Here is a 13,254-nt window from a genome sequence, read left to right as displayed (position 1 = left end):
TCAAGACCTCTGGACGGGGCCGGGGTCGGCGGGCGGCAGGCCGCCAAGGGCCTCCTCCGGGCGCCCGCGCGCGGCCAGCTCCCCCGCCGCCTCGTGCATGGCCCGCTCCAGGAGGGCCGGGTCGGTGAGGGTGCCCGTGCCGTCGGGGGGCACCAGCCAGCGCACGCCACCGGTCGTCACCCGGCCCGGGTGGGGCACCACGACCCAGGTGCCGGAACCCGCGGCGCGCACCCCGGTACCGAGCCAGCGGGCGGCGGTGCCCGGCGGGACGAAGAAGCCGGTGCGGGCGTCCCCGAGGTCGGCGAGGACCGGGCCGGGCCGGTCCAGGAGCCGGGTGAGGACGTCGAGGGCGGGCCGGCCGAGCCCGCCCGGCAGGATCAGCACGTCCCAGCGCCGGCCGGCGGGCAGCAGCGCGACCCCGTGCGGGTTGCGCTCCCACTCCCACCGGCAGGCGTCGGGCTCGGGCGCGACCGAGACCAGCCATTCCACCGCGCTCCGGATCCCCGGGGCCCCCGTACCTGTCATCGCAGCGTTCTCCTCTCCGTGCGGACACGGTGTCCGCACGGAGAGAGCGGGCCGGACGGCCGCTCTTACGCGACATCACCCGACCGTGGCGTGTGACCTGAGTCACACGCACCGGCCCGGGGCTCAGCTGTCGAAGCCGAGGCCGAGGCGGTCCATCGCCTTCAGCCACAGGTTGCGCCGGCCGCCGTTGGCGTCGGCGCGGGCGAGGGACCACTTGGTGAGGCCGATCCCGGCCCAGGCGATCGGTTCCGGCGGGAACGGCAGCGGCTTGGAGCGGACCATCGACAGCTCCGTCCGCTCGGTGCGCTCACCGGAGAGCAGGTCGAGCATCACCTCGGCGCCGAAGCGGGTGGCGCCCACCCCGAGGCCGGTGAACCCGGCCGCGTACGCCACCCTGCCCTGGTGGGCGGTGCCGAAGAAGGCGGAGAAGCGCGAGCAGGTGTCGATGGCGCCGCCCCAGGCGTGGCTGAACCGGAGCCCCTCCAGCTGCGGGAAGCAGGTGAAGAAGTGCTGCGCCAGCTTGAGGTACGTCTCGGGGCGGTGGTCCATCTCGGCGGCCACCTTGCCGCCGAAGCGGTACACCGCGTCGTAACCGCCCCACAGGATGCGGTGGTCGGCGGTGATGCGGAAGTAGTGGAACTGGTTGGCGGAGTCGCCGAGGCCCTGCCGGTTCTTCCAGCCGACCGAGGCGAGCTGCGCGGGGCTGAGCGGTTCGGTCATGAGGGCGTAGTCGTAGACCGGGACGGTGTAGTGCCGCACCCGCTTGACCAGGGAGGGGAAGACGTTGGTGCCGAGGGCGACCCGGCGGGCGGCGACGCGGCCGTACGGGGTGCGGACGGCCATGCCGCCGCCCGCGGGCACCAGGTCGAGCCCGGGGCTGTTCTCGAAGATCCGCACGCCGAGGTCCAGACAGGCGCGCTTGAGGCCCCAGGCCAGTCTCGCCGGGTGGAGCATGGCGACGCCGCGCCGGTCCCAGAGGCCGGCGAGGAAGGTCGGGGAGTCGACCTCGGCCCGTACGGCGTCCCGGTCCAGGAGCTCCAGTCCGTCCGCGAGGCCGAGCCGGTCGGCCTCCTCGTACCACTGGTGGAGTTCCTCGGTCTGGTGCGGTTCGGTGGCGACGTCGATCTCGCCGGTGCGCTCGAAGTCGCAGTCCAGGGAGTAGCGGGCGACGGCCTCCTCGATGGCGTCGAGGTTGGCCTCGCCCATGCGCTCCAGCTTCGGCAGCTCACCGGGCCAGCGGGCCAGTCCGTTGCCGAAGCCGTGGGTGAGGGAGGCGGCGCAGAAGCCGCCGTTGCGGCCCGAGGCGGCCCAGCCCACCTCGCGGCCTTCGATGAGCACGACGTCCCGGGAGGGGTCGCGCTCCTTGGCGAGGAGCGCGGTCCACAGTCCGCTGTAACCGCCGCCGACGACGAGGAGGTCGCACTTCTCGGTGCCGGTGAGGGCGGGCAGGGCGCCGGGCTTGCCGGGGTCTTCCAGCCAGAAGGGGACGGGCTGGGCGTCGGAGAGAGATTGTGCAGCGAGACGCATGGCGACTGGGGCCATGGTTTCCAACTCCTTCGGTGCCTGACCGGCTGCCGGTCAGGCCGTTGCGGTCTTCTTGCGCCGGTTCGCGATGAGCTGGCCGGTCACGACGATCAGTACCGCCAGGACGAACATGGCGGTGCCGATGACGTTGATCTGAACGGGCGTTCCGCGCTGTGCCGAGCCCCAGACGAACATGGGGAAGGTCACCGTGGACGGGCCCGCGTTGAAGTTGGTGATGATGAAGTCGTCGAACGAGAGCGCGAAGGCCAGGAGGCCGCCGGCGGCGATGCCGGGCGCGGCGATCGGCAGGGTGACGCGCAGGAAGGTCTGCGCGGGCCCCGCGTAGAGGTCGCGCGCGGCTTCCTCCAGGCGCGGGTCCATGGACATGATCCGGGCCTTGACCGCCGTCACGACGAACGACAGGCAGAACATGATGTGGGCGATGAGGACCGTCCAGAAGCCGAGCTGGACACCCATGTTGAGGAAGAGGGTGAGCAGCGAGGCGGCCATGACGACCTCGGGCATCGCCATCGGCAGGAAGATGAGCGAGTTGATCGCGCCCCGGGCCCGGAAGCGGTAGCGGACGAGCGCGAAGGCGATCATCGTGCCGAGGAGGACCGCCCCGAGCGTGGCCCAGGCGGCCAGCTGGAGGGAGAGTGTCAGCGACCGGCACAGGTCGGCGACGCCGCACGGGTCCTTCCAGGCGTCGGTGGAGAACCGCTGCCAGGAGTAGTTGAAGCGCCCGTTCGGCCGGTTGAACGAGAAGACCATGACCACGACGTTCGGCAGGATCATGTACGCGAGCGTCAGCAGGCCGGCGATGACGACGAGGTTCTTGCGGAGCCGGCGCATCAGACCAGGTCCTCCGTTCCCGCCTTGCGGATGTAGAAGGTGACCATGAGCAGCACGATCGCCATGAGGATGAAGGACAGGGCGGCGGCGGTCGGGTAGTCCAGGACGCGGAGGAACTGCGACTGGATGACGTTGCCGACCATCTTGGTGTCGGTGGAGCCGAGCAGTTCGGCGTTGACGTAGTCGCCGCTCGCCGGGATGAAGGTGAGCAGGGTGCCGGAGACCACGCCGGGCATCGACAGCGGGAAAGTCACCTTGCGGAAGGTGGTCGCCGGGGAGGCGTACAGGTCCCGCGCCGCTTCGTGGAGCCGGGTGTCGATCCGCTCCAGGGAGGTGTAGAGGGGCAGGATCATGAACGGCAGGAAGTTGTACGTGAGGCCGCAGACGACCGCCATCGGGGTGGCGAGGACGCGGTCGCCCTCGGTCCAGCCGAGCCAGCTCGTCACGTCGAGGACGTGCAGGGCGCCCAGCGCGTCCACCAGGAGGCTGTCGTCGGCCAGGATCGTCTTCCAGGCCAGCGTCCGGATGAGGAAGCTGGTGAAGAAGGGCGCGATGACGAGGACGAGGAGCAGGTTCCGCCAGCGGCCGGCCCGGAAGGCGATGAGGTACGCGAGCGGGTAGCCGAGCAGCAGGCAGAGCAGGGTCGCGGTCCCGGCGTAGAGCAGGGAGCGGACGAACTGCGGCCAGTACTCCTGGAAGGCGTCCCAGTAGGTCCGGACGTGCCAGGTGACCTGGAAGCCCTGCTCCAGGGAGCCGGTCTGCACGGAGGTGGAGGCCTGGTAGACCATCGGCAGCGCGAAGAAGACGAGCAGCCAGACGATGCCGGGCAGCAGCAGCCAGTAGGGGACGAGCCGTTTGCGGGTGGCGGGCTTGCGCGGCACCGGCCCGGCCACCGGTGGCGCCTGTGTCGTCGGTGTGGCGCTCACAGCGAGTCCTCCACCGTCTCCACACCGGCGTCGATGTCCTGGTCGGCGTCGAGGCCGAAGGTGTGGGCGGGGTTCCAGTGCAGGACGACCTCGGTACCGGGGAGGAGCCCGGCGCGCCTCTCCACGTTCTGTTCGTACACCTGGAGCTCGGCCCCGGCCGGCGAGTTCACCACGTACTGGGTGGAGACCCCGATGAACGAGGAGTCGGCGATCCGTCCGGTCACCCGGTTGCGGCCCGCGCCGATCTCCCCCGCGTCGTCGGCGTGCGCGAGCGAGATCTTTTCGGGGCGTACGCCGACGAGGAGCTTGCCGCCCTTGCGGACGGCGGAGGTACAGCGGTCGGCGGGCACCCGCAGCCGGCCGCCACCGGCCGTGACGAGCACGTCGGCGCCGGTCTCGACGACCTCCGCCTCGATGAGGTTGGAGGTGCCGAGGAAGTTGGCCACGAAGGTGGTGCGCGGGTTCTCGTACAGGTCGGCGGGGGCGCCGAGCTGCTCGACCCGGCCGCCGTTCATCACCGCGACCTGGTCGGCCATGGTCATGGCCTCCTCCTGGTCGTGGGTGACGTGCACGAAGGTGATGCCGACCTCGGTCTGGATGCGCTTGAGCTCCAGCTGCATCTGGCGGCGCAGCTTGAGGTCGAGGGCGCCGAGCGGCTCGTCGAGGAGGAGCACCTGCGGGTGGTTGATGAGGGCGCGAGCCACGGCGACGCGCTGCTGCTGGCCGCCGGAGAGCTGGTGCGGCCGGTGCCTGGCCTTGTCGCCGAGCTGGACGAGTTCCAGCATGTCGTCGACCTGCTTCTTCACCGATTTGATGCCGCGCCGGCGCAGGCCGAAGGCGATGTTCTCGCTGATGTCCATGTGCGGGAAGAGCGCGTAGGACTGGAAGACGGTGTTGACCGGCCGCTTGTAGGGCGGCAGGTCGGTGACGTCCGTGTCGCCGAGGAAGACGCTGCCGGTGCTGGGGTCCTCCAGGCCGGCGATCATGCGCAGGGTGGTGGTCTTGCCGCAGCCGGAGGCGCCGAGGAGGGCGAAGAAGGAGCCCTGGGGGACGGTCAGGTCGAGCGGGTGGACGGCGGTGAAGGAGCCGTAGGTCTTGCTGATGCCGGTGAGACGGACGTCGCCGCCGGTGGTGGTGTCGGTCATGGGTGCTGGTCCCGGTCGGTGAGAGGGGTGGACGACGACTGCCTCAGGCGCCGATGAGCTTGGCGAACTTCTCCTCGTACGCGGACTCCTCGGCGCTGCTGAGCGAGCGGAAGGCGCGGGACTTCCTGGCCATGGCCTTGTCCGGGAGGATCAGCGGGTTGTCCGCCAGTTCGGGGTCGATCTTGGCGAGTTCGTCCTTCACCCCGTCGACGGGGCAGACGTAGTTGATGTAGGCGGCGAGCTGGGCGGCGACGGGCAGCTCGTAGTAGTGGTCGATGAGCTTCTCGGCGTTGGTCTTGTGCCGGGCCTGCGCGGGCACGAGCAGGTTGTCGCTGGAGGTGATGTAACCGGCGGCGGGGATGGCGAACTTGATGTCGGGGTTGTCGGCCTGGAGCTGGATGACGTCACCGGCCCAGGCCAGACAGGCCGCGAGGTCGCCCTTGTCGAGGTCGGAGGTGTAGTCGTTGCCGGTGAAGCGGCGGATCTGCTTCTTGTCGACGGCCTTCTGGAGGCGGCCGACGGCGGCGTCGAAGTCGGCGTCGGTGAAGCTGCCGGGGTCCTTGCCCATGTCGATGAGGGTCATGCCGACGGAGTCGCGCATCTCGGTGAGGAAGCCGACGCGGCCCTTGAGGGAGGGGTCGTCGAGCAGCTGGCTGACCGAGTCGACCTTCTTCCCGCCGGTCGCCTTGGCGTTGTAGGCGATGACGGTGGAGATGCCGGTCCACGGGTACGAGTAGGCGCGGCCCGGGTCCCAGTCGGGGCTGCGGAACTGGGCCGAGAGGTTGGCGTAGGCGTGGGGGAGGTTCGAGGGGTCGAGCTTCTGGGCCCAGCCGAGCCGGATGATGCGGGCGGCCAGCCAGTCGGTGACGCAGATCAGGTCGCGGCCGGTGTCCTGGCCGGCCGCGAGCTGCGGCTTGATCTTGCCGAAGAACTCGACGTTGTCGTTGATGTCCTCGGTGTACTTGACCTTGATCCCGGTGCGCTTCGTGAACGCCTCCAGGGTGGGGCGGGACTTCTCGTCCTCGCTCACGTCCATGTACTCGGTCCAGTTGGAGAAGGCGAGGGTCTTCTCCTTGGCCGAGAAGTCGGTGGAGGCGGGGCCCTGGCCCTCGCGCTTGGCCGGCGGGATGCCGCAGGCGCTCAGGGTGGTGAGGCCGCCCGCGGTGAGCGCGCCGACACCGCCCGCGCGCAGCAGCGAACGGCGGCTGAGGGCGCCCCGGCCGTTCGTGAGGCTGCGCCGTATCGCCGCGCGCTGCGCGGCGGAGAGGCTGTCGGGCTCGTACTGCTCCATGCGCTGTGCCCTTTCGGGATGGTTCGCCGCTGGTCGGGCGGCGGGCTGCTATCGGTCCCCGAAGATCGTGCGGTGCCAGTCCTTGGCGGCCACCGCCGTGTTGTCGTACATCACGTGCTTGACCTGCGTGTACTCCTCGAAGGAGTACACCGACATGTCCTTTCCGAAGCCCGAGGCCCGGTATCCGCCGTGGGGCATCTCGCTGATGATCGGGATGTGGTCGTTGACCCAGACGCAGCCGGCCTTGATCTCGCGGGTGGCCCGGCCCGCCCGGTAGACGTCGCGGCTCCAGGCGGAGGCGGCGAGGCCGTAGGGGGTGTCGTTGGCGAGCCGGATGCCCTCGTCGTCGCTGTCGAAGGGCAGGGCCACCAGGACCGGACCGAAGATCTCCGAGCGGACGACCTCGCTGTCCTGCGCGGCGCCGGTGATCAGGGTCGGTCGATAGTACGCACCGTCCTTGAGGTCTCCGCCGGGAGCCTCGCCGCCGGTGACGACGGTGGCGTAGCCGCGGGCGCGCTCGACGAAGCCGGCGACCCGGTCGCGCTGGGCGTGGCTGATGAGCGGGCCGAGGTCGGTGGCGGGGTCGAAGGGGTCGCCGAGGCGGACGGTCTCCATGAGTTCCGCGACGCGGGCGACGAAGGCGTCGAAGAGGGGCCGCTGGACGTAGGCGCGGGTGGCGGCGGTGCAGTCCTGGCCGGTGTTGATGAGGGAGGCGGCGACGGCGCCGTGGGCGGCGGCCTCCAGGTCGGCGTCGTCGAAGACGACGAAGGGGGCCTTGCCGCCGAGTTCGAGGTGGAGGCGCTTGACGGTGGCGGTGGCGATCTCCGCGACCCGCTTGCCGACGGCGGTGGAGCCGGTGAAGGAGGTCATGGCGACGGACGGGTGGCCGACGAGGTGTTCGCCCGCGGTGCGGCCGGCGCCGGTGACGATGTTGACGACGCCGTCGGGGAGGCCGGCGGCGGTGGCCGCCTCGGCGAACATGAGGGAGGTGAGCGGGGTGAGCTCGGCCGGCTTGAGGACGACGGTGTTGCCGGCGGCGACGGCCGGGAGGATCTTCCAGGCGGCCATCTGGAGGGGGTAGTTCCAGGGGGCGATGGAGCCGATGACGCCGATGGGCTCGCGCCGTACGTAGGAGGTGTGGTCGCCGCTGTACTCGCCGGCGGACTGGCCCTGGAGGTGGCGGGCGGCCCCGGCGAAGAAGGCGGTGTTGTCGACGGTGCCGGGCACGTCGAACTCGGTGGTGAGCTTGAGGGGCTTGCCGCACTGGAGGGATTCCACCCGGGCGAAGTCGTCGGCCCGCTCGGCGAGGACGCCGGCGAGCCGGTGGAGTGCCTCCGCGCGTTCGCCGGGGGTGGCGCCCGCCCACGCGGGGAGGGCCGCCTCGGCGGCGGCGACGGCGGCGTCCACGTCGGCGGTGGAGGCGAGCGCGTAGGTGAGGACGCTCTCCCCCGTCGCCGGATCGATCACGTGGTGGTCCTGACCCGAGGTTCCGTGGCGCGGTCGCCCGCCGATGTACTGTGCGCCGTCCGCGAAGCGGTCCGTCACCTGGAAGCGGTTGCCCATGACGCTCTCCGTTGTTCCAGCTCGAATTGAGTGCCGATCCTGACAGAGGCCTGTCGGCCCAACAAGTGATTCCGTTGTTGCCTTTTGGTTACGCGACGGAATCGGTCGACCATGTGTCGAGGCCGCCGGAACATCTCCGTACGGAGTGTCCGTGGCGCCTGCCAGACTCGCGTGCATGACCATGATCGAGGAGCTGACACAGCAGGTCAGCAAGGGTGAACGGGTGAAGTGGCTGCACTTCTGGGGCCACCGTCCGCGACCCGACGGGCGGCTCTCGGCGAGCTGCCTGAGCCAGTGGTGGCCGGCGCCGTTCACCGTGGACGGGGTGGAGTACGCGACCGCCGAGCACTGGATGATGGCGGCGAAGGCCCGTCTCTTCGGCGACGCCGCGGCCGAGCGGGCCGTGCTGGCCTCCGCCACCCCGGCGGAGGCGAAGAACGCGGGCCGGCTGGTGCGGGACTTCGACGAGGCGGTGTGGGAGCGGGAGCGCTTCGGGGTCGTCGTCGCGGGCAGCGTCCACAAGTTCTCCGCGGACGAGGCCCTGCGCGGTTTCCTTCTCTCCACCGGCACCCGGGTCCTGGTGGAGGCCAGCCCGCTGGACCGGATCTGGGGGATCGGGCTCGCCGCCGACGACCCGCGCGCCCACGACCCGGCCCGCTGGCGCGGCCTCAACCTGCTGGGATTCGCCCTGATGGAGGCCCGGGACCGGCTGCGCGCGGCGGCCGGGTGACACCGGGCCCCCGCGCGCGGCCGGCGGGAACGCCTCCTGCCGGGCGGCTGCCGCGGCCGGTCCCTACCGGGTGTCCGACAGGCTGGTGGGGAACGGGTCCTCGTCGGAGCCGGACGACGAGGAGTCCTGGGTGAGCGACCAGATGAGGAAGCCCAGGAAGGCCCCGCTGATCACGATGCCGATCGAGCCGAGGATGACACCGGCGAGTGCCATGCCACGGTTGGTGGCCTCGCCCCGGTTGGCCTTCTTCATGCCGATGACGCCGAAGACGAGGGCCATGATCCCGAGGACGACGCCGAGGCCCCAGAAGCAGAAACCGGCCACGGCGACGATGCCGAGGACCATGGCCGTGATGCCCATGCCGTTGGCGGGCCTGGCGCCCCAGCCGGGCTGCGTCCCGTACCCGTAGGCGGGCGGGTAGCCGTACGAGGGCCCGGGCGGCGCGGCGGGGGCGGAAGCGGGGGCCGGGTATCCGTAGGCGCCGGGTGTGGCCGCCGGGCCGCCGGGGGCGACCGGGGGCGGCGGGACGTCGGCGGCGGGGCCGCCCGCGGACGGCATGGACGTGACGGTCGGCTGGTCGTGGACCGGGGACGTGGCCGAGCCCTTGCTCAGTTCCACCCCGTCGCGGTTCGGCGGAGCCCACGGGTCCGCCGGGTCGAAGCCGCCCGGCTGCTGGTGTCGGTTGTCAGACATGGGCCTCCCCCATCGTGGTCACGTCATGCTACGGCCTCCCCCGTACGGGGGAACCGACCGGCCTACGATGACCGGATGACCGATCTGCGCCCCGGCCTCCGCCCGGATCTCCACCCCTTCATCGCCGGCCTGCCCAAGGCCGAACTGCACGTCCACCACGTCGGCTCCGCCTCCCCCCGGATCGTCGCCGAGCTCGCCGCCCGGCACCCGGACTCCGAGGTCCCCACGGACCCGGAGGCACTGGCCGACTACTTCACCTTCACGGACTTCGCCCACTTCATCGAGGTCTACCTCTCGGTGGTGGACCTGGTCCGCACCCCGGAGGACGTGCGGCTGCTGACCTTCGAGGTGGCCCGGGACATGGCCCGGCAGAACATCCGGTACGCCGAACTGACCGTCACCCCCTACTCCTCCACCCGACGCGGCATCGACGAGCGGGCCTTCATGGAGGCGATCGAGGACGCGCGCAAGGCGGCCGAGGCCGAGTTCGGCACGGTCCTGCGCTGGTGCTTCGACATCCCCGGCGAGGCGGGCCTGGAGGCCGCCGAGGAGACCGCGCGGCTCGCCACCACGGACGGCATCCGGCCGGAGGGCCTGGTCTCCTTCGGCCTCGGCGGCCCCGAGATCGGCGTGCCGCGCCCGCAGTTCAAGCCGTACTTCGACCGGGCCCGGGCGGCCGGTCTGCGGTCCGTCCCGCACGCGGGCGAGACGACCGGCCCGGAGACGGTCTGGGACGCGCTGCGCGAACTCGGCGCCGAGCGCGTCGGCCACGGCACCAGCTCGGTCAAGGACCCCGAGCTCCTGGCCCACCTGGCCGAGCACCGGATCGCCCTGGAGGTCTGCCCGACGTCCAACATCGCCACCCGGGCCGTCGCCACCCTGGACGAGCACCCGATCCGGGCCATGGTCGACGCCGGGGTGCTGGTCACGGTCAACAGCGACGACCCGCCGATGTTCGGCACCGACCTCAACAACGAGTACGCGGTGGCCGCCCGGCTCCTCGGCCTGGACGAGCGCGGCCTCGCCGCCCTGGCCGTCAACGCCGTCGAGGCCTCCTTCCTCGACCCGGCCGGCAAGGCCCGGCTCGCCGCCGAGATCGACACGTACACCGAGGCCTGGCTCACCCGCTGAGACACCGACAATGGGCCCATGCGCCCTGTCACTGTCGTAGGTCATCGCGGCGACCCGTACCGCGTCCGTGAGAACACGCTCCCCTCGATCGCCTCCGCGATCGAGCGGGGCGCGGACGCCGTCGAGGTCGACGTCCGGCTCACCGCGGACGGGGTGCCCGTCCTCCTCCACGACGACACGCTGAAGCGGCTGTGGCGGCACGAACTGCCGCTGGCCTCCCTGCCGTACGCGCGGCTGCGCGAGCTGACGGACGGCGGGGTGCCGACCCTGCGCGAGGCGCTGGTGGTGGCGGGGTCGCACCGGCTGATGCTGGATCTGCCCGGCGGGAACGAGGAGTCGGTCCGCACGGTCGTCGGCACCGTCCGCGAGTGCGGGGCCGCCGAGCGCGTCTACTACTGCGCGGGGGCGGTCGCCATGCTCCAGGTGCGGGCGGCCGACCCGGACGCCGAGATCGCCCTGACGTGGACCTCGCTCGCCCCGCCCCGGCCGGTGCTGCTCGACGCGGTCCGCCCCAAGTGGCTGAACTACCGCTTCGGGCTGATCAGCCGGCCGCTGACCGACCGGATCCACCGGGACGGCCTGCTCGTCTCGGCGTGGACGGCCGACACCCGGCGCACCATGCGCCGGCTGATCGCCGCCGGGGCCGACTCCGTCACCACCAACCGGGTCGACGCGCTCGCCGCCGTCCTGCGCGAGGGCCGGTAGGCGTGGGAGCACGGGGGGACGTCCGCGACCGGTGGACGCGGGCGCGGACCTGGGGCGCGGCGAATCCCTGGGCGGTGGACGGCGGGCTCGCGCTGCTCGTGCAGGCCGCGATGACGATGCCGTTCGTGGTGCCGCGCCCGGCGCACCTGGAGCCGGCGACGTGGAGCGCGTACGGCCTGATGACGCTCACCGTGCTGCCGCTGGTGGCCCGGCGGCGGGCGCCGGTGGCGGTGCTGTGGGCGGTCCTCGCGACGAGCGCCCTGTACACGCTGGCCGTGGACGGTCCGGGGCAGCCCCTGCCGTACACCGGACTCGTCGCCGTGTACACGATCGCCGCGCTCTCGGTGGTCTGGAAGCGGGTGGTGACCGCCGCGGTCCTGGTGGTGGCGGTGCCGGTCTCGGTGTGGCTGAACACCCGGTCGGCGCGTGAACTGACCTTCTCCCTCTTCGTGTTCGGCGCCGCGTACGTCCTCGGCCGGCTCACCGCCGCCCGGCAGCGGGCCCAGGTGGTCGAGGCCGAGCGGGCCGCCGCGCGGGAACGGGCCCGGATCGCCCGGGAGATGCACGACGTCCTCTCGCACGCGGTGAGCCTGATGGTCGTCCAGGCGGAGGCCGGGCCCGTCGCCGTACGGACGGCGCCGGAGCGGGCCGAGGCCGCCTTCGAGGCGATCTCGGAGACGGGCCGGGAGGCGATGGTCCAGCTGCGGCGGATGCTGGGCGTGCTGCGGGAGGACCCCGGCGCGGGCGGGCCGCCGCGCGCGCCGCAGCCGGACCTCGGCGAACTGCCCGCCCTGCTCGACCGGGTACGGGCCGGCGGCCTCGGCGTCGTGTACGAGACCTCCGGCGGGGTGCGGGCGCTGCCCTCCTCGGTCGGTGCGACGGTCTACCGGATCGTGCAGGAGGCGCTGACCAACGTGGTCCGGCACGCCGGGGCCCGGACCGCGAGCGTCCGCCTCGACCACGCGGACGGCCGGCTGACCGTGCTCGTACGGGACGACGGGCGCGGGCCCCGCTCCCCCGCCGCCGCGCCGGGCACCGGTCACGGTCTGGTCGGCATCCGGGAGCGGGCCGCCGCGCACGGCGGGAGCGTGACGGCGGGCCCGGGCCCGGGCGGGCGCGGGTTCGAGGTGCGGGTGCTGCTGCCCGTACCCTCCACGGCGGAGGTGGGGTCGTGACGATCCGTGTGGTGGTGGCCGACGACCAGGAGCTGGTCCGCGGCGGCTTCGCGATGATCCTGGACGCGCAGCCGGACATCGAGGTGGTGGCGGAGGCCGGCGACGGCGCGGCGGCGATCGCGGCGGTGCGGGCGCACGCGCCCGACGTGGCGCTGCTCGACATCCGGATGCCGCGCGTGGACGGCATCGAGGCCTGCCGTGCGATCGCGGCGGAGTCCGCCTGCCGGACGGTGATGCTGACGACCTTCGACACGGACGCGTACGTGTACGAGGCGCTGCACGCGGGCGCGAGCGGCTTCCTCCTGAAGGACGTGCGGCGCGACGACCTGGTGCACGCGGTCCGGGTGGTGGCGGCGGGCGACTCGCTGCTCGCACCGTCCGTGGCGCGGCGGCTCGTGGAGCAGTACACGGCGGGCGGGCCGCGCCGGACGGACCCGGACCCGCGGCTCGGCGTCCTGACGGGGCGGGAGCGTCAGACGCTGCTGCTCCTCGCGCGCGGCCTGTCGAACGCGGAGATCGCGGCGGAACTGGTGGTGAGCGAGCACACCGTGAAGACGCACGTGGGCAACGTGCTGGCCAAGCTGGGGCTGCGGGACCGGGTGCAGGCGGTCATCTGCGCCTACGAGACGGGCCTGGTCGCGGCGGGCGCTCCCCCGGCCGGGGGAGGCGCGGGGGCGGTCCCTCCCCCGTGGCGGTGAGGAACCGGCGCGGCGATGCCGCCGGTGCGGGCGATCCGCGCGGCGACTCCGGTCAGCAGGATGGGAACCGTCCGGAACGACGTTTTCCCCCACGGGAGTTCAGCATGGGAAAGACCACCCGCACCCTGCTCGCCGCCGCCCTGCTCCTGGGCGTCGGCGTGCCCTCCGCCGTCGCGGCGGACCCGGCCTGGGCGGTGCCGGGAGGGGTAGGGGGGTGCCGTCCACAGAGTGAGGGATCGTGAGCGCTCGTGTGGAGGCGGCTGCGCGCTGGTGCTCTGCGCCAAGCGCACGAGCTT

Annotated in this window: 14 protein-coding genes; 6 read left to right on the top strand and 8 right to left on the bottom strand. The window is 72.3% G+C overall.

Annotation, left to right across the window (positions count from 1 at the left end):
• The 7 genes from ABTY40_RS28825 to ABTY40_RS28795 all read right to left on the bottom strand — a co-directional run bounded on the left by ABTY40_RS28825 (position 1) and on the right by ABTY40_RS28795 (position 7,826).
• Positions 1-525 (bottom strand): hypothetical protein, encoded by a 525-nt coding sequence (locus tag ABTY40_RS28825; protein WP_352062198.1) that lies wholly within the window; start codon positions 523-525, stop codon positions 1-3.
• Positions 526-648: 123 nt separating this feature from the next.
• Positions 649-2,067: an NAD(P)/FAD-dependent oxidoreductase gene (locus ABTY40_RS28820; RefSeq protein ID WP_352062197.1), complete on the bottom strand. Its 1,419-nt coding sequence runs from the start codon at positions 2,065-2,067 to the stop codon at positions 649-651.
• 36 nt (positions 2,068-2,103) lie between these two features.
• Positions 2,104-2,901: an ABC transporter permease gene (locus tag ABTY40_RS28815; protein ID WP_352062196.1), complete on the bottom strand. Its 798-nt coding sequence runs from the start codon at positions 2,899-2,901 to the stop codon at positions 2,104-2,106.
• Positions 2,901-3,827: an ABC transporter permease gene (locus tag ABTY40_RS28810; RefSeq protein WP_352062195.1), complete on the bottom strand. Its 927-nt coding sequence runs from the start codon at positions 3,825-3,827 to the stop codon at positions 2,901-2,903. Before ABTY40_RS28810 ends, ABTY40_RS28815 begins: the two co-directional genes overlap by 1 nt.
• A complete protein-coding gene (locus ABTY40_RS28805; RefSeq protein ID WP_352062194.1) occupies positions 3,824-4,972 on the bottom strand; it encodes an ABC transporter ATP-binding protein in 1,149 nt (382 codons plus the stop codon). Before ABTY40_RS28805 ends, ABTY40_RS28810 begins: the two co-directional genes overlap by 4 nt.
• 43 nt (positions 4,973-5,015) lie before the next feature.
• Positions 5,016-6,263: an ABC transporter substrate-binding protein gene (locus ABTY40_RS28800; RefSeq protein WP_352062193.1), complete on the bottom strand. Its 1,248-nt coding sequence runs from the start codon at positions 6,261-6,263 to the stop codon at positions 5,016-5,018.
• Positions 6,264-6,311: 48 nt separating this feature from the next.
• Complete coding sequence (locus ABTY40_RS28795) at positions 6,312-7,826, bottom strand: gamma-aminobutyraldehyde dehydrogenase (protein ID WP_345286958.1); 1,515 nt, start codon at positions 7,824-7,826, stop codon at positions 6,312-6,314.
• Between the two features lie 175 nt (positions 7,827-8,001).
• Between ABTY40_RS28795 and ybiA the strand changes: the two genes are divergently transcribed.
• A complete protein-coding gene (gene ybiA, locus ABTY40_RS28790) occupies positions 8,002-8,556 on the top strand; it encodes a riboflavin biosynthesis intermediates N-glycosidase (RefSeq protein ID WP_352062192.1) in 555 nt (184 codons plus the stop codon).
• A 63-nt stretch (positions 8,557-8,619) separates the two neighbouring features.
• On the opposite strand, the gene ABTY40_RS28785 is transcribed toward ybiA, so the two are convergent.
• Positions 8,620-9,249 carry a DUF4190 domain-containing protein gene (locus tag ABTY40_RS28785; RefSeq protein WP_352062191.1) on the bottom strand — a complete coding sequence of 210 codons (630 nt, stop codon included), beginning with the start codon at positions 9,247-9,249 and terminating at the stop codon, positions 8,620-8,622.
• Between the two features lie 75 nt (positions 9,250-9,324).
• Between ABTY40_RS28785 and ABTY40_RS28780 the strand changes: the two genes are divergently transcribed.
• The 5 genes from ABTY40_RS28780 (at position 9,325) to ABTY40_RS28760 (ending at position 13,200) form a co-directional block, all read left to right on the top strand.
• A complete protein-coding gene (locus tag ABTY40_RS28780) occupies positions 9,325-10,380 on the top strand; it encodes an adenosine deaminase (protein WP_352062190.1) in 1,056 nt (351 codons plus the stop codon).
• An 18-nt stretch (positions 10,381-10,398) separates the two neighbouring features.
• Complete coding sequence (locus ABTY40_RS28775; RefSeq protein WP_352062189.1) at positions 10,399-11,085, top strand: glycerophosphodiester phosphodiesterase; 687 nt, start codon at positions 10,399-10,401, stop codon at positions 11,083-11,085.
• 2 nt (positions 11,086-11,087) lie between these two features.
• Positions 11,088-12,260, top strand: coding sequence for a sensor histidine kinase (locus ABTY40_RS28770; protein ID WP_352062188.1), 1,173 nt, complete (start codon positions 11,088-11,090; stop codon positions 12,258-12,260).
• On the top strand, positions 12,257-12,958 hold the full coding sequence (locus tag ABTY40_RS28765; protein ID WP_352062187.1) for a response regulator: 702 nt from the start codon (positions 12,257-12,259) through the stop codon (positions 12,956-12,958). Before ABTY40_RS28770 ends, ABTY40_RS28765 begins: the two co-directional genes overlap by 4 nt.
• 104 nt (positions 12,959-13,062) lie before the next feature.
• Entirely contained in the window at positions 13,063-13,200 is a 138-nt protein-coding gene (locus ABTY40_RS28760; protein WP_352062186.1) for a hypothetical protein, read from the top strand.
• Positions 13,201-13,254 lie beyond the last annotated feature (54 nt).

Source organism: Streptomyces sp. NPDC126503, from assembly GCF_040302405.1.
GTDB lineage: Bacteria > Actinomycetota > Actinomycetes > Streptomycetales > Streptomycetaceae > Streptomyces > Streptomyces gulbargensis.
This window is presented reverse-complemented; position numbering and strand designations above follow the sequence as displayed.

Coding starts and splice junctions, on each gene's coding strand:
- ABTY40_RS28795 (WP_345286958.1), bottom strand. CDS start 7,826: ATGGGCAACCGCTTCCAGGTGACGGACCGCTTCGCGGACGGCGCACAG.
- ABTY40_RS28760 (WP_352062186.1), top strand. CDS start 13,063: ATGGGAAAGACCACCCGCACCCTGCTCGCCGCCGCCCTGCTCCTGGGC.
- ABTY40_RS28815 (WP_352062196.1), bottom strand. CDS start 2,901: ATGCGCCGGCTCCGCAAGAACCTCGTCGTCATCGCCGGCCTGCTGACG.
- ABTY40_RS28800 (WP_352062193.1), bottom strand. CDS start 6,263: ATGGAGCAGTACGAGCCCGACAGCCTCTCCGCCGCGCAGCGCGCGGCG.
- ABTY40_RS28785 (WP_352062191.1), bottom strand. CDS start 9,249: ATGTCTGACAACCGACACCAGCAGCCGGGCGGCTTCGACCCGGCGGAC.
- ABTY40_RS28775 (WP_352062189.1), top strand. CDS start 10,399: ATGCGCCCTGTCACTGTCGTAGGTCATCGCGGCGACCCGTACCGCGTC.
- ABTY40_RS28820 (WP_352062197.1), bottom strand. CDS start 2,067: ATGGCCCCAGTCGCCATGCGTCTCGCTGCACAATCTCTCTCCGACGCC.
- ybiA (WP_352062192.1), top strand. CDS start 8,002: ATGACCATGATCGAGGAGCTGACACAGCAGGTCAGCAAGGGTGAACGG.
- ABTY40_RS28780 (WP_352062190.1), top strand. CDS start 9,325: ATGACCGATCTGCGCCCCGGCCTCCGCCCGGATCTCCACCCCTTCATC.
- ABTY40_RS28805 (WP_352062194.1), bottom strand. CDS start 4,972: ATGACCGACACCACCACCGGCGGCGACGTCCGTCTCACCGGCATCAGC.
- ABTY40_RS28825 (WP_352062198.1), bottom strand. CDS start 525: ATGACAGGTACGGGGGCCCCGGGGATCCGGAGCGCGGTGGAATGGCTG.